The organism is Paenibacillus sp. FSL H3-0469 (genome assembly GCF_038051945.1).
In the GTDB taxonomy this organism is placed as follows: Bacteria; Bacillota; Bacilli; order Paenibacillales; family Paenibacillaceae; genus Paenibacillus_AQ.
In genome coordinates, this window is the sequence record NZ_CP150302.1 from 4,148,375 (window position 1) to 4,169,477 (window position 21,103).

The 21,103-nt window shown below is 54.1% G+C and carries 21 protein-coding genes; 3 read left to right on the forward strand and 18 right to left on the reverse strand.

The window, feature by feature from the left end:
* Window positions 1–12 precede the first annotated feature (12 nt).
* Window positions 13–765 (forward strand): alpha/beta hydrolase-fold protein, encoded by a 753-nt coding sequence (locus NSS83_RS18115; RefSeq protein ID WP_341183434.1) that lies wholly within the window; start codon window positions 13–15, stop codon window positions 763–765.
* A 580-nt stretch (window positions 766–1,345) separates the two neighbouring features.
* On the opposite strand, the gene NSS83_RS18120 is transcribed toward NSS83_RS18115, so the two are convergent.
* From NSS83_RS18120 to NSS83_RS18170, 11 genes are all read right to left on the reverse strand, one after another.
* Complete coding sequence (locus NSS83_RS18120; RefSeq protein WP_341183432.1) at window positions 1,346–1,633, reverse strand: DUF6509 family protein; 288 nt, start codon at window positions 1,631–1,633, stop codon at window positions 1,346–1,348.
* Between the two features lie 33 nt (window positions 1,634–1,666).
* On the reverse strand, window positions 1,667–2,755 hold the full coding sequence (gene rlmN / locus NSS83_RS18125; RefSeq protein ID WP_341183431.1) for a 23S rRNA (adenine(2503)-C(2))-methyltransferase RlmN: 1,089 nt from the start codon (window positions 2,753–2,755) through the stop codon (window positions 1,667–1,669).
* 191 nt (window positions 2,756–2,946) lie between these two features.
* A complete protein-coding gene (locus tag NSS83_RS18130; protein ID WP_036722768.1) occupies window positions 2,947–3,303 on the reverse strand; it encodes a nucleotide excision repair endonuclease in 357 nt (118 codons plus the stop codon).
* Window positions 3,304–3,401: 98 nt separating this feature from the next.
* A complete protein-coding gene (locus tag NSS83_RS18135; protein ID WP_341346194.1) occupies window positions 3,402–3,950 on the reverse strand; it encodes a TetR/AcrR family transcriptional regulator in 549 nt (182 codons plus the stop codon).
* 53 nt (window positions 3,951–4,003) lie between these two features.
* On the reverse strand, window positions 4,004–5,188 hold the full coding sequence (locus tag NSS83_RS18140) for a nitric oxide synthase oxygenase (protein ID WP_341183429.1): 1,185 nt from the start codon (window positions 5,186–5,188) through the stop codon (window positions 4,004–4,006).
* Between the two features lie 47 nt (window positions 5,189–5,235).
* Window positions 5,236–6,084, reverse strand: coding sequence for an EcsC family protein (locus NSS83_RS18145; RefSeq protein WP_341183428.1), 849 nt, complete (start codon window positions 6,082–6,084; stop codon window positions 5,236–5,238).
* A 160-nt stretch (window positions 6,085–6,244) separates the two neighbouring features.
* Window positions 6,245–6,526, reverse strand: coding sequence for a hypothetical protein (locus tag NSS83_RS18150; RefSeq protein ID WP_341346195.1), 282 nt, complete (start codon window positions 6,524–6,526; stop codon window positions 6,245–6,247).
* Window positions 6,527–6,616: 90 nt separating this feature from the next.
* Window positions 6,617–8,038 (reverse strand): hypothetical protein, encoded by a 1,422-nt coding sequence (locus NSS83_RS18155; protein ID WP_341183426.1) that lies wholly within the window; start codon window positions 8,036–8,038, stop codon window positions 6,617–6,619.
* Between the two features lie 159 nt (window positions 8,039–8,197).
* Window positions 8,198–8,743 (reverse strand): hypothetical protein, encoded by a 546-nt coding sequence (locus NSS83_RS18160; RefSeq protein ID WP_341346196.1) that lies wholly within the window; start codon window positions 8,741–8,743, stop codon window positions 8,198–8,200.
* A 76-nt stretch (window positions 8,744–8,819) separates the two neighbouring features.
* The gene (locus NSS83_RS18165; RefSeq protein WP_341346197.1) at window positions 8,820–10,811 is read right to left on the reverse strand and encodes an FAD-dependent oxidoreductase; all 1,992 of its coding nucleotides are present in this window, start codon (window positions 10,809–10,811) and stop codon (window positions 8,820–8,822) included.
* Window positions 10,812–10,951: 140 nt separating this feature from the next.
* Entirely contained in the window at window positions 10,952–11,773 is an 822-nt protein-coding gene (locus tag NSS83_RS18170; protein WP_341183423.1) for a MerR family transcriptional regulator, read from the reverse strand.
* A 204-nt stretch (window positions 11,774–11,977) separates the two neighbouring features.
* Here NSS83_RS18170 and NSS83_RS18175 point away from each other — a divergent pair, with 204 nt between their 5' ends.
* On the forward strand, window positions 11,978–13,081 hold the full coding sequence (locus tag NSS83_RS18175) for a GIY-YIG nuclease family protein (protein WP_341183422.1): 1,104 nt from the start codon (window positions 11,978–11,980) through the stop codon (window positions 13,079–13,081).
* 20 nt (window positions 13,082–13,101) lie between these two features.
* On the opposite strand, the gene NSS83_RS18180 is transcribed toward NSS83_RS18175, so the two are convergent.
* The 6 genes from NSS83_RS18180 to NSS83_RS18205 form a co-directional block, all read right to left on the reverse strand.
* Complete coding sequence (locus NSS83_RS18180) at window positions 13,102–14,337, reverse strand: dienelactone hydrolase family protein (RefSeq protein ID WP_341183421.1); 1,236 nt, start codon at window positions 14,335–14,337, stop codon at window positions 13,102–13,104.
* A 138-nt stretch (window positions 14,338–14,475) separates the two neighbouring features.
* Entirely contained in the window at window positions 14,476–14,910 is a 435-nt protein-coding gene (locus tag NSS83_RS18185) for a DUF3021 family protein (RefSeq protein WP_341183420.1), read from the reverse strand.
* 15 nt (window positions 14,911–14,925) lie between these two features.
* Complete coding sequence (locus NSS83_RS18190) at window positions 14,926–15,381, reverse strand: LytTR family DNA-binding domain-containing protein (protein ID WP_341348741.1); 456 nt, start codon at window positions 15,379–15,381, stop codon at window positions 14,926–14,928.
* Between the two features lie 272 nt (window positions 15,382–15,653).
* Window positions 15,654–17,282 (reverse strand): copper amine oxidase N-terminal domain-containing protein, encoded by a 1,629-nt coding sequence (locus tag NSS83_RS18195; protein ID WP_341183419.1) that lies wholly within the window; start codon window positions 17,280–17,282, stop codon window positions 15,654–15,656.
* A gap of 232 nt (window positions 17,283–17,514) precedes the next feature.
* Window positions 17,515–18,369: an SDR family oxidoreductase gene (locus tag NSS83_RS18200; protein ID WP_341346198.1), complete on the reverse strand. Its 855-nt coding sequence runs from the start codon at window positions 18,367–18,369 to the stop codon at window positions 17,515–17,517.
* Window positions 18,370–18,499: 130 nt separating this feature from the next.
* Window positions 18,500–19,084 carry an NAD(P)H-dependent oxidoreductase gene (locus NSS83_RS18205; protein ID WP_341346199.1) on the reverse strand — a complete coding sequence of 195 codons (585 nt, stop codon included), beginning with the start codon at window positions 19,082–19,084 and terminating at the stop codon, window positions 18,500–18,502.
* A gap of 121 nt (window positions 19,085–19,205) precedes the next feature.
* Here NSS83_RS18205 and NSS83_RS18210 point away from each other — a divergent pair, with 121 nt between their 5' ends.
* Entirely contained in the window at window positions 19,206–19,640 is a 435-nt protein-coding gene (locus tag NSS83_RS18210) for a MarR family transcriptional regulator (RefSeq protein WP_341346200.1), read from the forward strand.
* A gap of 31 nt (window positions 19,641–19,671) precedes the next feature.
* Here the strand turns inward: NSS83_RS18210 and NSS83_RS18215 are convergent, their stop codons facing one another.
* Entirely contained in the window at window positions 19,672–21,096 is a 1,425-nt protein-coding gene (locus tag NSS83_RS18215; protein WP_341346201.1) for a DHA2 family efflux MFS transporter permease subunit, read from the reverse strand.
* Window positions 21,097–21,103: the final 7 nt, after the last annotated feature.

Below are 21,103 nucleotides of genomic sequence, written 5' to 3' on the forward strand. Positions count from 1 at the left end.
ATGTGTTAACGGATGAGGATAAGCTACCATAAGGAGTACAGCCACAACCTGGGCAGAGACATGGAGTATAAAATATACGGCCACGCCGGCAAACCGATGCTCGTCTTCCCCACCTCACTTGGACGCTTTTATCAATATGAGGATTCGGGCATGATCGATACGCTCTCGTCCTTCATTGAAGCGGGCAAGCTGCAGATCTGGGCCTGTGACAGTCTGGATGAGGAGACCTTCTTCTCCACCCACTGGAACAATGAGGACCGGATACACCGTCATGAGCAGTATGACAAATATATTGCGCATGAGCTGATTCCCGGCATCCTCCATGAGAGCAAACAGAATAACGGCGGGACCAACCAGCGCATTCTGATCTCCGGCTGTTCGATGGGGGCTTATTACAGCGCCAGCTTCTTTTTCCGTTATCCGCACTATTTCGATACCTTAATCGCCCTGAGCGGCGTTTACTCCACCTACTACTTCTTCGGCGACTATATGAGCGGGAACGTCTATCTTAATTCACCGCTGCATTATCTGCCGGGGCTGACGGATGAACATTATCTGAACCAGTACCGCAGCAGCACTATTATCGCCTGTGTCGGTCAAGGGGCGTATGAGGACGAGATGCTTCATGAGACCCGGCTGCTTCAGGAGGTGCTGGCGCAGAAGGGTATTCCGGCCCGGATCGACTACTGGGGCCATGATGTCAGCCATGACTGGCCGTGGTGGAACAAGCAGATTCATTATTATGTGGAAGGCTGCTTGGGCTAGTGAGGCCGGGAATTGAATTCATTTGAATACAATGATCCTATCGGATGGATGGGATTACCTGCGCTGCGCAATGTATGCTGTTTTTCACATACATTCGGCAGCGCGAGGGCTCCCGGGGCGATTGTAATCGGAAAACCGATTACATTTGGCAGCGCGAGGGCTTCCGGGCTGATTGTAATCGGAAAACCGATTACATTCGGCAGCGCGAGGACTTCCGGAGCGATTGTAATCGGAAAACCGATTACATTCGGCAGCGCGAGGGCTTCCGGGGCGATTGTAATCGGAAAACCGATTACATTTGGCAGCGCGAGGGCTCCCGGGCTGATTGTAATCGGAAAACCGATTACATTCGAGCCATATACCTACATCCGAGTACAATGTATGCTGTTTTTCACATACATTCGGGGCAGATGCCGCTGTACCAGCCAATAGTACTCGTTTTTCAGCATACCAAGTTCACTCTTGCTCCTCGCGGCTAACCTTAGCCACATTCAGCAACTAAGTACTCTGCGAATCAAGCATCAAAAAAGGAACTGCTGAAATGAGCAGTTCCTTTTTCTTTGTCGGCTGCCGCCTCTTACTATGCAGGTACATGCTCCGAACAGAACTGAAGCAGCGCCGCTTCCTCATCTTCTTCCATATCGAAATCGAGCAGCTGGCCTGAGGAGGTCTCCAGCAGATCGTAGCTGACCATGCTTGTCTGCTCTTCTTCCACTTTGACAATCACGCGGGCGGACACGCCGTTCTCCACGTACAGCTCATCATCCTCCGGCACATCAATGTTCACGACGAACTCATATCGCTTGCCGCTTAGGATATTAAATGGATCTCTTACGTTCTCCACGGTGTAGCTTGTAAATGTCAACAAGTTGCATTCCTCATTTCTCAATTCACTGCCAGATTATTGTAACACAGTATCTGCGGCTTTGCCTTTGGTCTTCTTGATCTGCTTGCTGCGCAGCTGTCCGCAGGCCGCATCAATATCAACGCCCTGCTCCAGACGGGTGCTGACGCTGACGCCCTGCTTCTTCAGCGTATCGAAGAAGGCACGCACCGACTCCCGGCTGCTCCGCTGATACTGGCTATGCTCATCCACGGGATTATACGGAATCAGGTTGACGTTCGCCAGCTGGCGGCGGTCCCCGATTAACTCAGCCAGCTCCAGCGCATGCTCCTCGCGGTCATTGATATCCTTCAGCAGGATATACTCCAGCGTGATTCTCCGGTTCGTCTTCTCCAGATAGTAATCAATCGCCGGCATTAACTTCTCTATAGGAATGGCCCGGTTAATCTTCATAATCTGTGTCCGCAGCTCATTATTCGGGGCATGCAGCGAGATCGCCAGATTAACCTGCATATTGGCGTCGGCGAATTCTCTGATTTTATCCGCCAGGCCGCTAGTGGATACAGTGATTCCTTTGCCGGCAATCGCCAGACCCTTATGATCCTTGATGGTAATCAGGAAGTTCAGCAGATGCCGGAAGTTATCGAACGGCTCGCCGATCCCCATAACCACGACATGGGTGACCTTCTGGCCGTGGCCTGCCTGATCCAGATAATGCTGAACCTTCATAATCTGCTCCACAATCTCGCCGCTGGTCAGATCCCGGCTCTTCGCCAGCAGTCCGCTCGCACAGAAGCTGCATCCGATATTACAGCCGACCTGAGTAGTGACACATACGGACAAGCCGTATTTCTGCCGCATCAGCACGGTCTCAATCAGGTTGCCGTCATGGAGGCGGAAGAGGAACTTCACTGTACCGTCGGCTGATTCCTGCTTCACATGCTCTTCCATCGTCTGGAACACATAATGCTCTTCCAGCAGCGCTGTGCATTCCTGATTCATTCCGTCCATCTCGGCGAAGCTGGTAATCCGCTTGCGGTACAGCCATTCCCAGACCGCAGTGGCCCGGGATTTCTTGTGCCCATGCTCCAGCAGCCATGCCGTTAATTGCTCCAAAGTCAATCCATAAATGGATTCTTTATTCATTTCATATCCTCTTTTCAAAACATTAAAGTTCAACCTATCTATTTTACCTTGACAGGGACATTAGCAGCAACAATACCTTATTGTCTCAAATTTCGTTAGTTAAAACAAGAGGAAACGCTGCGGAATCGGGGTCTTGGAGCAGGGAAAATAAAAAGCGCAGTCCGCAGGGACCACGCCTTTTCCGTCAAACCTTATTTATACAGAACCTTCTCGACATTGTATTTCGCGCGAAGCTTGTTCACAATGTAGGTCTCATAGATCTCTCTGTCCACCGGATCTTCGACGAGGCAGACTTCAATGCGGGTAACCTCATCGCGGTGGGGCTTCATCACAGATACATTGTCCTCGAAATGCTTCTTGATCCGAGGTCTCAGCTTGCGGGCCTTGCCCACAAATAACAGCTCGTCCTGATCATTGTAGAACATGAAGATGCCGCCGGCTTCACGGGTAATCAGGTGGAAATCGGTAAATCCGTAAATATGGCTCAGCTCAGGGTTCGCTTGCTTGTAAATAATAACTTCCGGTGACGGAATGGTAATGCTGATCATTAAGCTTCACTTCCTCATTGGATATAGAAATAAATAGTATCACAGAATGGGTAACGTGACTATTTGTATCTTGTGCAAATTGCCCGCTGGCCCATAAATTACTTACGCTTCGGCTTCAATTCCGGCATACCCAGCGTAAGAGCCATATTGCACAGCATCGAGTTAGCCAGGAAGGTGCTGACCTTCACCTCAGGATGCGCAAACCCGGCTGCGGTAAACTTACTCTCCATCAGACCGGTTACCTCCTGCATTCCAGCTTGCATGGCCTGCCGGATCGCTTCATCCCGGATGCCGCTTGCCTGCACCTGCAGAATCAGCTCGTTCGGATAAGTCTCCATCAGCTGCTCATATAACTGGATGGCTTCGGCTAGCATTTGTTTTTTGGGGGCGCGAAATCCGGCAAAAGTACGGAGAATCCGTTCAAACGCACGCTCTAGTGCAGCTAAGAACAGCTCCTCCTTATTCTTGAACAGCTTGAAGATATACGGCTGAGAGATTCCCACCTTCTCCGCCACCTGCGCGGTTGTTGCCCGGTAATAGCCATACTCGGCAAAAACAATCACCGCCGCCTCCAAGATCTGCTCCCGGCGATTCACAGTAAGGGTCTCATCTCCCTGTAAACGGATCTTAGCGGATTGCTTATTCATATAGGCTTCCCCCTTATGCCGAAGCATCCGCTCCCGCAACGATTGGTAATTGATCAATCACTCTTCATGGACTGATGGAAAGGGCATCCTTTCGCTTCCTCAATCTCACGCTGTCCAGAGTCGGCCTGTTGCTTCTTCCGGTAGACGAAGCGCGGGCTTAGCTGCAAATCACGCAGCTTATTATCATTCCAGATCGGCGTGGAGGACGGCGACATCGGCGGAATCAGCCAGCCCCACTTGCCTGACACTTCCCGTCCCTGCTGCTGCTCCTGCTCCTGGAAGCGGACGAACTGGTCTGCGGCGGTATGGTGGTCCACAATACTGACCCCCGCCTGCTTGAAGGAATGGAGGACGGCGCGATTCAGTTCCAGCAGTGCCCGGTCCTTCCATAGCGAGGTATTCGTGGAGCGGTCCAAGCCCAGCAGATCTGCCACCGCAGGCAGGCGGTTGTAGCGGTCCGTATCGCCGAAATTCCGCGAGCCGATCTCCGTCTCCATGTACCAGCCGTTAAATGGCGCTGCCGGGTAACGGATGCCGCCAATCTCCAGGCACATGTCCGAGACAATCGGAACGGAGTACCAGCGCAGGCCCAGCTCCGTGAATTGAGGGATCTCCGGGTGGCTGAGCGGCACCTCCTGTACAAGTCCTGCCGGGATAGGGAAGCAGCGGGGTTCCTCCCCGCCGATGCTGATCACGAGCGGCAGAATATCGAAATCCCCGCCCGTGCCCTGCCAGCCCAGCTTAAGGCAAACGGCAGTGAATTCATCGGAAGCCGGATCACCGGCACGCGGATGCTCCCCGTTATCGGGATAACCGGCATAACGGATGAGCTGATGATTCCAGATCCGGATGGCACGGCCTTGCTCCTCTTCACTGCGGAAGACGGTAATGACCGGCCGTATCCGGCCGCCGTTATTCGCATGCTTCATATGATGCAGCAGCGCCTCCGCCACCTCTTCTACAGTCTCTGCTCTGCGGGCGTCAATCACATCTAAGGAATGCCAGAACAGTCTTCCGATGCAGCGGCTGTTATGGCGCCAGGCCATCCTTGCCCCGTGCGCCAGCTCTTCTCCTGTATGCCTGTATGTACCTGTGCGCTGCACCTCTTCCCGTATGTCCGCCAGACGCAGGTCCCGTTCACCCTCTGTTAACCCCAGTTCCAGATAGCAGGCCGTGATGAAGGATTCCGCCTGCCCGATCAACTCCTGAGTGTTATGCTGTGAAACTGTGTGTTTCATCTTCTCTCTCCTATCCATGCGTGCCCTGCTGCAGTACCCTCAGCGTATCATCTCTGCTCCAGCTCTGCCAGTCTGGAGATAATCCGTCTTTTGCGGTAGAGCATCCGCGCTGCCTCCGTCACCTCTTCCAGCGTCTTCCGGTTAAGGTAAGCGCCGAAGAACATGCCTGCGACCGGAACGGTCTGAAGCAGCTTTTTCCAGCCCCAATTGTCACGGTATACGGTCACTACCTCCTTCCAGCCCTGAATCCTGGAGACGGTCTCCTTGGTTGCGGCCAGAATATTGCCGTCTCCGCCCGCCTGCAGATTCAGTTCCTTCAGCAGCGTGCGCTTCCCCACTACATCGGAGGAGGCGAACTGCATCACCTTAACGGTGAAGATCCGCTCCGTCTTATCGGTCGGATCATAGCCATAACAGAGGCCAATCTCCTGAATCGCCTTCAAAGAGAGGCCCAGCACAGCCGGAATATCGGCAGCCAGTGTGAAAATCCCGCCGAAGCCTGTAGTCGCCCCCTGGGCCGTAGCCGTATTCCGGCTTCGCCCCGCGATCTTCATTGCCACTTCATCCATCACAGCCAGAGGAAACGGCCCATCTTCCGGAGCTCCCGCCGCCCGGCTTGTCTCTTCCATCAGCTTGCCCACCTTGCGCCCGGCCACCAGATAGTTGCCGCCGTTCTGGATGTAGCCGCCCAGTTCATCGAGCAGCCGGCCTACCTTATCGTGGATAACCTTTGGCGTAATTGCATCAAGCAGCTTGAACGGCAGCCGGGTAATCCGGTCCCAGATCATCAGCCTATTCTGCTCTTTCTCCCACTTGGTAATCTCCTTAAGCGCGGCATACAGCATCTCCGGTGTCTCCGGAGGACTCCATGAACCGGTGTTGTCTGCTTCTGGCATAGTATGTACCTCCCCTGAATGGTCTTGTCATTACCTTATAACCTATTTCATAACAAATGATTGCAGAGGCCTCCCATTCGCTCCTTGGGTACCATCAACAGCAAACAGGCACCCCGGATCAACTCCGGGAATGCCTGTTCACCTTAGCCCGCTTCAGGCTTTAATCTTGGAATTCGCCTGCCTGCTCATCCAGCGAAGACAATCTGCGCTTCTCTTCCTCCAGTCTCTCTTGGACCAGCTCGACCCCTTGTCTGCCGACTGAACCTTCCGGGGCATGGCGCACAGCTTCTTCAGCGTGCTCCAGACTGCTCTCTGCCTGATCTATTATCTGCCCGGTCGGATGACTCGAAGCCTGGGTTACAGCGTTGTGCAGCTTCGTCACCGCATCGTGCGCCTGATCCACCGTACTGTTGGTGCGCAGACTGGATTCGTAATGCTTCATAAAATCCTTCCCCCTCCATCTCGGTTTCTGTTCCTCTCTAGGATGGATTGGAGAGCGCAATCTTATGCGGCGATCCCGGCTCAGAATCGCCTACACCAGGAACATGGCGACAATCGTCATGGCCGTCAGACCCAGCAGGACCGGCTTCAGATTGCGCCGGGCCAGCTCGAACGGGCTGACGCCGCAGATCGCAGCGGCGGGAATAAGCGCCCACGGGATCAGGGTGCCGCCGCCGACCCAGATGGCGGCCACCTGCCCCAGGGCGGTCAGGGTCGCCGCGCCGGAATGGATCGCGGCGGCGAACAGCCCGGCAATCGAGCCGGCCAGCGAGATGCCGGAGAACCCGGAGCCGTCGAGGCCGGTGATCGCGCCGATCACCGTCAGCGTTACGGCGCCTACCGCCCCGTTCAGCGGCACGTGATTGGCCAGGGCCACGCCCAGGTCGTTCACGATGCCGTGCGAGCCGTCCGGCAGCACCTTGCCGTACAGCTCGGTGAAGGCGGCGTCGCCCAGATAGAAGAAGGCGGCAATCGGGATAACCGGCCCGAAGACCTTGAAGCCGAAGGTGAAGCCTTCTATGAGATAGGCGGTGATCTTCTCCAGTCCCTGCCCCTGGCCGCGATGGGCCAGCAGGGTAACGGCAATCAGGATCAGCACGGCGGTCCCCCCAACCAGCGCGGTAGCATCGCCGCCTTGCAGGTGAAGCACGAACATGCCGATCACATCCAGCAGGAACAGCAGCGGAATAGCGATAGCCAGACCTTTGCGCAGACGGTCACTCATGAAGACAGGCTGGTCAGCCTCCGTCCCCGCATCAGCGAGCGGCTCTGCTGTTCCCGGGGAAGCGACCAGACCGTCTCTCCAGGTGCCGTTCTCCTGGTCCCGCTTCATCATCCAGAATGCGCTCACCGTCGTGACAATCCCCATCACAGCAACCAGGGGGATACTGGCTTGCATCACGCTGGATACTGGAAGACCGGCGGCATCCGCCGTAAGCTTCGGAGCGCCTTGAATAATATAGTCGCCGGAGAGGGCGATCCCGTGCCCGAACAGGTTCATGGCTACCGCTGCGCCCAGCGCAGGCAAGCCGACCCGGACCGCCACCGGCAGCAGAACCGCCCCTACCAGCGCTACCGCAGGGGAAGGCCAAAAGAAGAACGAGGTTACCATCATAATCAGTCCGATTCCCCAATAGGCCATCGCCGGTGTGCGCAGGAACCGGGTGAGCGGCGATACCATCGTCTCATTAATGCCTGTTATAATCAGAATCCGGCTCATCGCCACGATAATGGAGATAATCATGATGGTGCCGAGCAGCTCCTTAGTCGCATAGACAAAAGAGTTAAAGATCCCCGACACCGACCCGCTAAGCGTCGCCGTTGCCAGCAGCCCGAGCGCCAGAATCCCGGTCACACAGATCATGGTTGTATCACGCCGTTTGATCAGAAGCGCCAGAATGAACACAATAAACACCAGATACACCCAGTGAATCGCAGTAAGCTGGATACCCATTAGCCATACGCCCCCTTTCTACTTACAAATAGCAAGCAGGTGCTATATGCTATGCAGGAGGATAGGCTATTGTTCGCCTCAGGGACGGCAGGATCGAACAAAAAGACCCCCGCCTCCACATCACATGGATTCAGGGATCTTATTTGCGATTACACTCTGTTACCGGTGCCTGCCTGCTCTCCTGGCCCGGAGGAACGCGAGCTGCTTCAGCCTGTCCTGATCGTATAAGCTGCCCGCGATTTCCGGTTGCCCGGGTTGTAGATGGGTAATCTCCTGCACTGCTGCCGGTCTTGCGGCGGCAGGAAGAAGCGTGGAGGTGCCGTCCCTGTAAACGATCAGGCTATGGCCGGGCGAGGGGTGCGGCTCGCGCACATACTCGTCAAGGTAGCCATATACCTTACGCTGCATCACAGGATCTTTGCTCATCTGCTGCAGAATATTCGGAGCGATTACAAGCTCTCGCTGATCCCTCCGGTCTCCTGCATCAGTCTTCTTCCCCTTGCTGCCGTCTTTGGCTACCGCCATAATGCGGACGGACAGACCGTACCTTGCCTTGATTCTGCGTGCCTGATCTTCAATTGCCGCTCCCACAGCCGCCATCATCTCCGGGAAGCTGAGCTGCGAGGACCCGGCGGAAGTGTGCTCCGCCTGTTGCGGTGAGCGGGTCAGCGAAGCGGCGTTGATTCGTGATATGGGAATATACATCGAACGTTCCTCTTCTCGCGCGTAAAGTTCAGGACAACTCTTTATCGGCAAAAAGAGGAATATTACTTATAACGCGCTATTCCTTAGCCAATGCGCCCGCAGCCGCATCCTCGCCGCCGAGCCGCCCGGAGGTGAAGGAGTAACCCAGTCCAACGCCGTTGCCTACATAGGTATCGTTGAATAGCACCCCTTCAGACTCTACGCCCACGGCATACAGTCCTTTGACCGGCACACGCTTATCATTCAGCACCTGGAACTTGGTATTGACCAGCAGACCGCCCACCGAACAGAGGTTGTTGATCTCGGCAATAACGGCGTAATACGGTCCGCTGCTGCCCATAGGAACCAGATATTCCTTCGCCTTGCCGAACTCCGTATCAGTGCCTGTCTTCGCTGCTTCCTCATAGAGCTTGAAATCAGCGGCAAACACCGCAGGGTCCATCCCTGCATTCTTCGCCAGCTCCTCCAGCGTATTGCCCTTGAAGCCGTCGCCGTTCGCTACCATGGATTCGAAGACTTTATCGGCATCCTTCCATGGCTGGTCCAGCGTGAACTTGTCTTTATAGGAGGCATAGAATTCAGGCGGCATACCCGGCAGCTTAGGCGCCTGAAGCCCCTTCATCCCCTTGGTCTTAAGCGCATCCAGCTGCACCTGTGAGACAATAACCAGATGATACGCTCCGTTAAAAGCACTGGTATTCGCTGCCGCTACCGCTGTAAGCGTCGCGGCCTCATCTCTGAATCTCGCGCCCGAAGGGCCGACATTCATCAGGGTTGGCAGGTAAGACAGCATCATTGGATAGCTGGCTTCAAACGGCTCATACTCCGTCTTCAGCTTATCTGTAGCTCTGGCCAGCGTCTGGTGCAGCATCTGCCCGCCGAAGTTGTCAGGCACCTTCGCGCCGATCTCCCAGGACATCTTCAGCCCTTCGCCGATGTTCTGCCCAAGCCCGCCGTTCACGCCTTCGAAGCCAAAAGCTTCCTTAACCATCTCTTTATTCCCGGCATAACCGCCGGTAGCCATTACCACGCTCGCTCCTGATATCTCCAGAGTAGTTCCGTCAGACTTCTTGGCCACGACTCCGGTAACCTCTCCATTAGCGCCCGTCATCAGCTTCTGTGCAGTGGCCTCCGTGATCACCTGTCCGCCGCCCTTCTCTACGGATGCTGCAAGCATCTTGCGCAGCAGCTCCTGGCGGGTCTCATAAGGAGGCAGCATATGGAGCTGTTCCCCGGCGAAGTTCAGGAAGGTAGTGGTGTAGCCCTTGCCGGTCAGCCAGTCATAGGTCTCGCCCGACTTCGTGACGTACTGGCGGATCGCCGCCGCATCCACACGCCAGTGGTTATTCACGATCCAGTCAGCAATCTCCTTCTCAACTTCCACTTTCAGCCCGCTGCTTAGCGCGGCAGAGGAGTTGTAAAATTTACCCGCCCAGGACAGGTTGCTCGCGCCGCCGATCGTCGCTGTTTTCTCGATCAGGATGACCTTCGCGCCCTTATCCGCTGCTGATACCGCTGCCGATACACCCGAAGCACCTGCTCCCACAACGACAACATCCGCCGACAGCTGCTCGGTCTTGCCTTCTCCCGATTTCACTACAGCCTTCGTTTTAAAAGCCTCCACATTGCCGCCCGCCTGCTTAAGCGCTTCCTCCACAGCGGTCAGAATCGCCTTGCTGGACTCCGACGCCCCGCTGACGGCATCAATATTCAGGGTCTGGCCGGATAGAATCTCCTCCTTGACCTTGTTGATCGCCTCTACCCCGATGCCGGCGGTTTCGTTCTGGCTGACCACATTGATTCCGGTAATGACCGAATGATCATCAAGAGTCACCTCAACCTGAATCTTGCCGTCTTTGCCTTCAGCCTCTGTTTTATAGGTTCCCGCTTTGAAGCCTGCCGGTACAGCACTTGTATCCGCTGGCTGCGACGCCTGCGGCGAGGCAGACGGCTGCTCTGAAGCTGCCGGTGCAGCGGCATTGTTACCGCTGCAGCCGCTAAGGAGCGACAGGACCAATACCAGACATACGGCGAATAAGAACATTTGCTTTGTTGCTTGCTTACGCATCAATTTCTCCCCCTGTGTGGTTAATGCAGCCCTGTTTCTCTCTCTAATAGAACTGCTGACTACCGCACACAGTGTAAACCTTGGTACAGTACCAAGGTCAATGAACAATATGTGAAATTTTTCTCAAAGTAGAGCGGATGCTACTCCGCTTCTACCGGAATATTAATCTCCAGATACGTTTTGCTGCCGTTACGCGTGCGCTCGGTGAACAGAATTTTACCGCTGATATCTCCGCAAATCTTATAATTCCTTGACTGCACATACTCCAGCATGAACCCGAAAGCCCCCCGCTCCAGGTAATCCTCGTGGCCGCTGACAATGACAGCAGAGATGCAGACCGCCGGCTCCAGAACCTCTACACCATCATTCAAGCAAACCCCGAGCTTCACCTGATCCTCCGCAAGCAGACCAAGTCCCCAGCTATACTGCAGATCCCCTAATCCGCAGACGCATTCGCCTGCCTTATTCTCTACCCGGAAGGAATAGAAGGTGAACGGCAGCAGCTCCATCCACGCCTGGACCGTGTCTTTGAGCTCCTCCTTGTGCAGCAAATGATTCTTGTTCGTCTGCTGAATCCGGTACATGCCCGGCACCTGCTTCATCTTGCACGTATACAGGGATGCGCTGACCTGCGCCAGCTCCGCCTGAATCTCCTGAATCTTGCCGAGCAGCAACGTGCTGCGCCGGATCTCCTCCTCCAGCTGCATACCCGCAGCGGCAATCGATTCCATCACTTGCTCACACGGCGCTTCCTTAATCAGCCCGGCCACATCCTGAAGCGGAATTTGCATGCTCCGGTACCATCTGCTCGTCAATAAATTCCGTGCATCGAGATCGTTGAAATACCTGTAGTTATTATGATGATCCTTCATCGGCCGGACAATATCATGTTTCTCATATAAGCGCAGTGTATCTGCCGTCACTCCAAGAATGGATGCAAATTCACCGATCGAATACTTCATCAGCAGCCCCCCAGCTTACTTGATCGCATACGTTCATGCCTGTCGTTCATGTCGTTAATGATAGAGGGTTTGGCCGGGAGACATTGTGGGTTATGTCACACGCTTCTGCCGGAGGACCGGGAAGAGCTTTTCCTGTCGCAGGTGGCGGCGGCATGGTCTATACTTGAAAGATACGGAAGAAACTGATGAACGGAGGCGGCTGCCATGCCCGCACAGCTAACAGACAAGGTCGCCGGCCTGCCCTTGACGCCTGGCGTATATCTGATGAAGGACGGCCTGGGTCATGTGATTTATGTCGGCAAGGCGAAGCAGCTGAGGAAGCGGGTCCAGTCTTATTTTTATAATAATAAGGGGCATTCGCCTAAGGTGAAGCAGCTGGTTAAGCATATCCGCGATCTGGACTACCGGCTGACCGATACAGAGCTGGAGGCCTTCATGCTGGAATGCCAGCTGATCAAAGAGATCAAGCCGATGTATAACCGCAAAATGAAGAATCCGCTCGCCTACAGCTATATTTCCATCGTGGACAAGGCGCCTTACCGGCAGATTGAGATAGGCTACGAGCCAAGTACAGAGGCGGGCAGCCTTGTATATGGCCCCTATACCAGCCGGAGTACGGTGGAGAGAGCGGTGCTGGGCATCAAGGAATCACAGCGCATTCTGTGCAGCAGTCCCCATGCCCGCAGCTCCCGCTGCCTGAACCATTCGCTGGGCTTATGTATCGGCATGTGCGGTGGCGGGGAGGCAGCTGTGGCGCAGTATGAAGCCGTCATAGACGAGATGATCTGCTTGCTGGAAGGCAAGGACAGCGGAATTGTAACCGGACTGGAAGCCCGGATGGAGGACGCTGCGCTGCGGTTCGACTTCGAGACCGCAGCCAAATTCCGCGATTATCTGGGAGCCGTCCACTCGCTGCTGCAGAAGGAGCAGGTGATTGAATTCACCGGAGCGAACAAGAATATTATCGTGCTGGAGCCGGTGGACGAACAGTCCCATAAGCTGATCCTGATTAAGGGCAGCGTGATTCTCTACCGCACCCTGCTGGCAAGAGACGCGCTGAACGAAGGGCAGCTTACCGGGATGATCGCGGCATCCGCCCGGGAGGTCTTCCGCAGCAGCAGCCAGACCGCCGCTACGGAAGAGATGAGCCGCCACAAGATCGACGAGGCCCAGATCATCTACAGCTACCTGAAGAGCAGCTCCAGCCATTATCTGCTCGTCCCGCCGGAGTGGCTGGAGGATGAGGGTCTGACGGGGTTAGAGGAAGGGATAGCGGAATTGGTTCAGTCCTCTGTCTTGGATATGTAGCAATTGATTCTTCTTCACCCTCAATACACCGCCTGCGGTGCAAACTGCCCAGTGCCTTTTAACGTATAGTCGTAAAATTCAAGAATCAGCCTATTCATCGTCTCAATACAGTAATACTTATCGATATCCGCCCGTCCGTGTTGAAGCACATTGGCAAGTATCGGGGAGAACAGCGGCAGGTCGGTCAGGCTTAAGTGCTTGGCCCCCTCAAAATGAACGGTATACGCGTCCTTGAAGTTCGGATTGGCGTTGTTATTCGCTGCGTAAGCCGAGTTCTTCCCGAGCTGTCTCCACACATCGTCCGTATATAGGTTCAGCAGCGGTACGCGGTAGGGCTCATTAGTGGCAGCCAGATCATTGATCTTCCGGTCATAAACCAGCTCGGTGAAGAACGGGGCATCCAGATTCACAACAGCATCCACATCGCTGCGCTCCCGGCCAAGCGCGACGCTTGCCGCACCACCCATAGAGTGGCCGATTACGCCAATGTGCTCCGTATCTATCCGTTGGTACACGGGGTCTCCGCTACTGGCGGCTTTCTCCAGAATATTATCAATCACCAGATTCATATCCGCGGTCCGCAGCTTCATCCATTTACGCGTAAGTCCGTACAACTCTTCTACGGTGTACACTCCATCTTTGTTAGAATCGCTAACCTCCCGCATATACGCTGCATTAACCGTAGTGACTTTCCCGTCCACACCCTGTGTATAAAAAGAATGGTATGGATGATCGATGGATACCACAACATAGCCGTGACTGGCCAGCTCCGTGAAGGTTGAAGCGTTGCTCTCTCTAACCCCGAAGGCTCCATGAGAAAAGACGATCAGCGGATACTTGCCCTCCGTATGGCGCGGATACCAGAATTCCACATTCACCCGCCGGTGCTCCCCCGTATCTGTAAACTCCTCTACTCGGATAGGGTCTGTATAGGTGTATACAGCCGTACTGACTTCATACTCCCCGGTCACTTCAGGTGCACGGTACTGCGGGAACAGAATAGGCGGGATAAGTGCGATTAGCAGCGCCACAGCGGTTAGCAGCCTTTTCCACACCCGGGTTGAACGCCTGAACGGTCTCACGTCTGTCTTCTTGCGGATCAGATCCACCGAGCCTTTCAGCGCAAAAACAAACAGTAATACCGCCAGTAATACCCAACTGAAGCTCCAATCGATAACGGGGGACCATGTCAGAATAACGAAAACGATAAACAGGGTAATTCTAATCCAGCTTATGAGCTTAATGCGGCTGTGCATAGGGATTCTCCTTTTCGCGTCAGATGATGATCTCATCATAAAAAACTGCGAAAAGGGTGTATACCCATTTACGGTAAGCTGTAGCTACAGGGCAATAAGATGCAAAAATTCTTCATGAAACGGGGGTTAACTCCAGGATTACTCGCGGACTTCCTGCTTCACCGCCTTCAGCCGCTCATTAATCTGCTCCGCTTCCTTCTTATCCTTCTCATAGGACAGCAGACGGACAATGGCATAGACTACAGCGATTTGCAGGGCAAACAGAAGTGCAGCGGATACACTGGCCACAGCTCCGATCAGGCTGGCAAGGGTGATCAACAGAAGCTCCAGCAGGAGAAAATGAATAACAATTCTAACACGCATCGCCCGCTCGCTCACCTCTTCAGGAGCGTACAACATCAAGCCTGTCAATGCTCCAAGCAGGGAGAAGCCCATAATCGTATAGATGGATATCAGGTCAAAGGCGAGTTCCGGGATAAAAATCTGCCGCAGCACCGTAATGATAATGATGATGGATGCGAAGATAACCAGAAAATCGCGGATGATGTCTTTGGCAACCTCAGAACGCTTCATGCTGTGACCCCTCCTTTATAATCCAAGTCTTTGTTTGAGTACGGGTACATACTGTCTTGAAATGACTACACGTTCCCCATTATCAAGCAGTGCCGTGAACCTGCCGCTGAGGGACGGACGCACGCTCTCGATCTTGGCGATATTCAGAATCGTTGATTTGGAGGCGCGAAAACAGTTCTTGTCCCGGCACAGCTCCTCCAGCTCATACAGCTTTTGCTTCACTTCATACACCTGGTTCTCGCTGTAGACGAATACTTTACCGTCCACGGCTTCGAAATAATAGACATCACTGAGCTTAATGCGGCTGACCCTCTCTTCCTGGACTCCCAGTAGGACAAGGGTCTCTGCCTTAAGCTTATGTACTATCTGACTGATCTCTTCAGTTGCTTCATAGCATCTGATGATGATTTCCTCTTGCTGCTCCCTGCTAATATGCTCAATAGAAATTCGGATAGGATCACCTGCGATAATTCAGATTTGAAGGTCTGTTGCCTAATTAATGTACATGATACGGGAACCGCTCCCATACGACAAATATAACTACTACAGGTACGCCAAAAGGCTGGTGCTGTTCATGTGTGGAACCTTCCTTATCTGATAGGTTGTCAATGTAAAATATGGATTCCGCGCGCAACAAAAACCCGCAAACGGCACCTGTTACAGTGAGCCGCTTGCGGGTTTGATCTACTTTTGGCCTCGGTTTAATCCTGGCCTAATATAGAGGGTTAACTTCTGCACCTTAATTACATACTCTTAGTCAAAGTAATAGACTGATCTGCATTGCCCCATTGTACGTTCCAGCCCAGCAATTCGGTGATGAAACGAAGAGGAACTACGGTTCTGTTGTCGTCGTTCACGAAGACTTTGGCGCCGACGGATTTTCTCATGCCGTTGACTTCCATGAAGTCCTTATTCATCCAGAATACAAGGGTGTCGTTGCCTGCCATAATAGTAACCTGCTGCGCTTGCTTATCCCATTTGACCTCTGCCCCGATGCCTTCACTCAGGTAGCGAAGCGGGATGTAGGTCATTCCGCTCCAGATGAACGGCTTGGTATCCATTTGAGTTACTTGTCCGTTAATGTTCAGGACGCCGCTGCCCACCTTCATCCAGACTTTCACCATGGAAGCAGGATCTGCCGGTGTTGCAGGTGCGGGTGCTGCTGCATCCTGGAACTTGTCGTTGAACTGCGTAACAATCGCATTGCCCAGCGCTTGGCCTACACCGAACATCGTCTTGTAGCCCTCGCGGTTCGTCTTATAAGAAGCGTCATAGCTGCCCGCTGCATATTGCGTAAGCACCTGCTGCACCTGGTTCTCGTGAGTGGTCAGTGCAGATTGCCCCGCTGACTTCGGCAGATTGCCTGCTGTAGCCGAATCAAGGAAGGCTGCGAATTCAGTGGTGAAGCCGGCGATACGCGCTTCCACTGCCGCTTTTGCCGCTGCATCATTGTTCTTCACTGCTGATACGAAATCAGCCTGGGCATTCACATGATTCGTGACCCAGATCTTCTCGAAGGCCGCCGCCCCGTCCGCACCATAGATGGAAGCAATGGCTGCCTTGAAGTCTGCCGTATTCATGGCTTCGGCTGCAATCAGCGCATTGGAAGCCGCTCTTCCGTCATATTGCTCCTGCATTTGCAGGACGGACAAGGCGAAGTGTTCACCCGCTAACTGGTTGAGTGCGGATCTCAGATCAGCAGCCTTGGTATCTGCCTTGGTATTCTCGAATTTAGCAGGCATTTGCGTAGTAATCGCACTGGACAGGGCCTTGCTGATGCCGAACATCTCTGCGTACCCCTTACGGTAGGCTTCATAAGCGCCCTTGTAATCGCCGGCTGCATAATCCTCGAACACTTCCTGGACATGGTTCTCATGACTGCGGATAACCTGCTTCGCGGCAGCTGCCGGAAGCTTGCCCTCTGTTGCCGTGCCGAGGAAATTCCCGAACTCGTCTACAAAGCCGCTAACTTTATCTTCTGCTGCTTTGACGGCCACCGTGTCCTTGTTCTTCGTCGCCTTCACCAGATCGTCGGTGTACTTGTTATGTGCACGGAAAATCCGTTCAAATTCTGCCGCTCCTGCATCGCCGTACAGTGAAGCAATGGCGGGCTGCATATCGAGCGCGTTCTGATCAAGCGCCTGGTAGGCCGCTGCCGCGTCCTTGGTGCCGTCATAAGCCGTCGTCATTGCAGTTACGGCAAGGGTGAAATGCTCGGAGAGCAGATAATCCAGGCCTGCTCTCAGCTCGGCAGCCGGTGTATTCACCGAAGCCTTCATCATCGCGGCTGCCGGGGCTGCCTCCGCACCTGCCAGCGCAGGGATCATCAGGGTCAAGCTTAACATCGGAACGACTAATTTCTTCATCTTCATCTCACTTCACTCCTTAGATTGGTGTAATATGTGTTGTTCACGTTGCCTGTTTGCCTATACATATACTGAAACGCAGCGAATTCAGGTTTGGATCACAATCCCGGCTAAAAAAATAAACACCACCCTCAACAGCCGAGAAATCAGAATTCCTATACACAAAAAAGCCGCCCGCCGGTATCAAATACCGGAACAGGCAGCCTCTTGTAATAATATAACCTGCTTGCAGATTGAGTTACGCCAGCAACGCGCGTACACCTTCACTCAGCGGGGTAAGCGGACGGTTCAGCAGCTTCGCAAGGTCGCCGCTCTCGATATTCAGCGCACCATCACGGATGGCTGCCTGAATGGCAACCACGATCGGCAGCGCCGCTTCCGGCACACCGGCTTCGCCCATTACCTTCGCATAGGTGGCATCATCCACCTGTTGCACGGCAACCTCCTGGCCCAGAACCTCGCCGACCACCGCTGCCAGCTCTGCCTGGGTAAGCGGAGTGCCGGACAATTCGTAGATGACGCTCTCACGGCTCTCTCCAGCCAGAACAGCCGCTGCCGCTTCAGCATAATCGCCGCGTGTAGCCCAGCCTACCTTGCCGTCTTCGGCTGAGGTCAGCCAAGGAGCGCCGGCCTTCACGGCCTGAATGGAGCCGGCTTCGTTCTCCAGGTACCAGTTGTTGCGCAGGAAGGCATACGGAATACCGGATTCACGGATGAACTCTTCTGTGGCACGGTGTACCGGAGCCAGGAACAGGGAGCTGTTATCAGCATCGCCTACACTGGTGTAGACGATGAAGCCTACACCTGCACGGACAGCGGCATCTACAGCTGCCTTATGCTGGCGGATACGGGTGTCATTGTCGCCGTCAGCCGAGACGATCAGCAGGCGGTCCACTCCGGCAAAAGCGGTATCCAGTGTCTCCGGCTGATCAAAATCGCCATGGCGGACATCGACGCCGCGTGCCTTCAATGCTTCTGCCTTCTCCGGGTTTCTGACACTGGCTACAATATTCTCAGCGGGTACGGTCTTCAACAGAGTCTCTGCTACGATGGAACCAAACTGGCCAGTTGCTCCTGTTAATGCGATCTTCATTCTTCATTCCTCCATTTGGGTTGTTGTATTTCAATCCCGGCTATCAAAGCTCACGTTGACAGCGGTAATTACTAATCATGTAACCATTGTAGTTACAAGTTGGCCGAATGTCAAACCAAATGTTTCGTCCTCAGCCCACTGTCTTGAAATAGCGGTAGATCTGCTCCAGCTTCTTGCTATGCTTCCCCTTCTTGCTCTCCATGTTACCGAATTCGAAGAACTTCACCTTACGGATGCCCACGTAGTTGAACAGGGCTTTGCGCATCAGTATCTTATGCGAGTTCCCCAGCCACAGCAGCGGGTAGTGGGTCGGCCCCTTCATGCTGGAAATGCAGATTACGCTCTTCCCCTTGAGCAGCCCCTCAGGCAAAAGTCCGCCCTTATCCCGGTAGGCGAAGCCCGATGCAAACATCCGGTCGATGTAGCCCATCAGCATCGCTGGCGGGCGTCCCCACCAGATCGGATAGACCAGCACGATCTGATCGGCCCATAGCAGCTGCTCCCTGTACTCTGCAAGCTCCGGTTCCCGGTACATATCCCGTCTGCGCCGATTTTCATTGAACACCAGGACCGGATCGAATCCGGCCGCATACAGATCAAGCACCTTCACTTCCGTAATTTTGGCATTCTCCTTGCTGCCGCGCAGTACTTCCTCCAGGAAGGCGTAGCTCAGGCTCTTATGGTTCGGATGGGTGTAGATCACAAGTGTATTCATCAGTGGTATTCCCCTTTAGTTGTCATTTGATAACCAAAACATAGCACAGCCGTAAATTACTTGTCAAATGATAATTGTTTTTTGATAATTATTCTGGTATCGTGACCTCTGAGGTGATCTTATGGACAACAACCATCTATTTCAGAAATTTATAGCCTTCACTGCCGCCGTCCATCAAATAACGAACGATATTTCCAAAGATGTGAACTCAGACGGCTTAACGCCGCTGCAATATAAGATTGTCGAATACATCGCCGTCAGCCAGCCTGTTACGCTCAGCGAGATCAGCGACTGCATGAACATGTCGATGCCCAATACCAGCAGGGAGCTGAAGAAGCTTAGCGAAAAAGGGCTATGTACCCGCATCACCGACCCCGCTGACCGCCGCAGACAGGGAATTACGCTCTCCGCTGCAGGCGAGGCGTTGATGAATGAGGCCTTCGGACAGATCGCTGTCCGGTTCGAGCAGCGTATTGCGGCTCTGAGCGCTGAGGAACGCAAAGAGACCGAGCGGGCGCTCGATCTCTTGCAACAGAAGGTATTTTATTTGAACTGAGGATAAGGGCTGCCCTGCATTCTATGAGCGGTTATTTCACAGCAACGCCCTTCGCTGCAATCTCCGCAGGCGCAGGAGCCTCCTTGCGCTTGAGGAACAAGGACAGGATCAGCGCAGCCACCGCGGCGCCTGTGGTGACCATAGAAGCCACATTCATTCCGTGAATTAAGCTATGGACATCGCCTGTCTGCTTCAGGCCGCCGCCGCTGTAGGTCATAATAGTGACAAGCAGGGCGGTTCCAATGGAACCGGCGACGGTACGCAGTGTGGTATTCACCGGGATACCATGGCGGATCAAGTCAGGCGGCAGTGAATTCATTCCGCTGGTGATGACGGGCAGCAGGGTCAGGCTGACGCCAGCCATCCGCAGAGAGTAGCCGACCATCAGGAACATATAGGACGTGTGCTCCGTCAGATTGGAGAACAACAGTGCAGAGATGACCGTCAGGCTGATTCCGGTGATGACCATCGTTCTGGCACCTATTTTATCGAATATTCTTCCCGCTATCGGGGACATGATACAGATCAGAATCGCACCCGGCAGCAGCATCAGACCCGACTTCAGCGCAGTATAGCCAAGCATGGTCTGCATATACAGCGGCAGCAGGAGCTGCGCGCTCAGCATGATAATCATCAGGATCATACTGATTACTGTAGCCATCGTAAAGGCAGAACTGGTGAACACCCGCAGCTCCAGCAGAGGATTCTCCATCTTCAGTTGCCGCCACACGAACAGGCAGAGTGCGATGAACCCGACCGCGAGGGAAATTAGCACCTCGGTGCTTCCCCATCCTTGACTGCCGGAGACACTGAATCCGTACAGCACACCGCCGAAGCCGAGCGAGGATAACGTCATGGAGAGCGCGTCGGCCTTACTTTTTACCTGTGGCGTCACGTTCTTCACCAGAAACACGCCCAGGAGCGTAAGCAGCAGCGAGCAAGGAGCCAGAATATAGAACAACAAGCGCCAGGAATGATCCTCCACGAGCCAGCCGTTCAGCACAGGTCCGATCGCCGGAGCGAAGTTAATCGCCAGCCCGATCAGCCCCATCGTGAACCCGCGCTTGGCTACCGGGATGAGAATGAACGTCAGGGTCTGGACCAGGGGAAGCATAATGCCCACTCCGACCGCCTGCACAATTCTTCCGGTGAGCAGCAGGCCGAAGCTCGGGGAAACCGCACACAGAAGCGTCCCCGCAGTCAGCATGCCCATCGCAAAGACGAATACCTGCTTCGTCGTGAAGCGCTGAATAAGATAAGCTGTAATCGGAACAACAATACCCGTCACCAGTGCAAAAGCGGTCGTTAACCACTGCACGGTACTCGCAGACAACCGGAACTCACCCATAATGTTAGGCAGTGCCGTATTCAGCGAGGATTGATTCAACAGCCCCGCCATTGTCCCGATAATTAGAATAGCCATGATTAGATTGGTTCCCTTTGGTGCCTTCTCCATCTCTGAT

Coding starts and splice junctions, on each gene's coding strand:
- NSS83_RS18115 (WP_341183434.1), top strand. CDS start 13: ATGAGGATAAGCTACCATAAGGAGTACAGCCACAACCTGGGCAGAGAC.
- rlmN (WP_341183431.1), bottom strand. CDS start 2,755: ATGAATAAAGAATCCATTTATGGATTGACTTTGGAGCAATTAACGGCA.
- NSS83_RS18130 (WP_036722768.1), bottom strand. CDS start 3,303: ATGATCAGCATTACCATTCCGTCACCGGAAGTTATTATTTACAAGCAA.
- NSS83_RS18135 (WP_341346194.1), bottom strand. CDS start 3,950: ATGAATAAGCAATCCGCTAAGATCCGTTTACAGGGAGATGAGACCCTT.
- NSS83_RS18140 (WP_341183429.1), bottom strand. CDS start 5,188: ATGAAACACACAGTTTCACAGCATAACACTCAGGAGTTGATCGGGCAG.
- NSS83_RS18145 (WP_341183428.1), bottom strand. CDS start 6,084: ATGCCAGAAGCAGACAACACCGGTTCATGGAGTCCTCCGGAGACACCG.
- NSS83_RS18150 (WP_341346195.1), bottom strand. CDS start 6,526: ATGAAGCATTACGAATCCAGTCTGCGCACCAACAGTACGGTGGATCAG.
- NSS83_RS18155 (WP_341183426.1), bottom strand. CDS start 8,038: ATGGGTATCCAGCTTACTGCGATTCACTGGGTGTATCTGGTGTTTATT.
- NSS83_RS18160 (WP_341346196.1), bottom strand. CDS start 8,743: ATGTATATTCCCATATCACGAATCAACGCCGCTTCGCTGACCCGCTCA.
- NSS83_RS18165 (WP_341346197.1), bottom strand. CDS start 10,811: ATGCGTAAGCAAGCAACAAAGCAAATGTTCTTATTCGCCGTATGTCTG.
- NSS83_RS18170 (WP_341183423.1), bottom strand. CDS start 11,773: ATGAAGTATTCGATCGGTGAATTTGCATCCATTCTTGGAGTGACGGCA.
- NSS83_RS18175 (WP_341183422.1), top strand. CDS start 11,978: ATGCCCGCACAGCTAACAGACAAGGTCGCCGGCCTGCCCTTGACGCCT.
- NSS83_RS18180 (WP_341183421.1), bottom strand. CDS start 14,337: ATGCACAGCCGCATTAAGCTCATAAGCTGGATTAGAATTACCCTGTTT.
- NSS83_RS18185 (WP_341183420.1), bottom strand. CDS start 14,910: ATGAAGCGTTCTGAGGTTGCCAAAGACATCATCCGCGATTTTCTGGTT.
- NSS83_RS18195 (WP_341183419.1), bottom strand. CDS start 17,282: ATGAAGATGAAGAAATTAGTCGTTCCGATGTTAAGCTTGACCCTGATG.
- NSS83_RS18200 (WP_341346198.1), bottom strand. CDS start 18,369: ATGAAGATCGCATTAACAGGAGCAACTGGCCAGTTTGGTTCCATCGTA.
- NSS83_RS18205 (WP_341346199.1), bottom strand. CDS start 19,084: ATGAATACACTTGTGATCTACACCCATCCGAACCATAAGAGCCTGAGC.
- NSS83_RS18210 (WP_341346200.1), top strand. CDS start 19,206: ATGGACAACAACCATCTATTTCAGAAATTTATAGCCTTCACTGCCGCC.
- NSS83_RS18215 (WP_341346201.1), bottom strand. CDS start 21,096: ATGGAGAAGGCACCAAAGGGAACCAATCTAATCATGGCTATTCTAATT.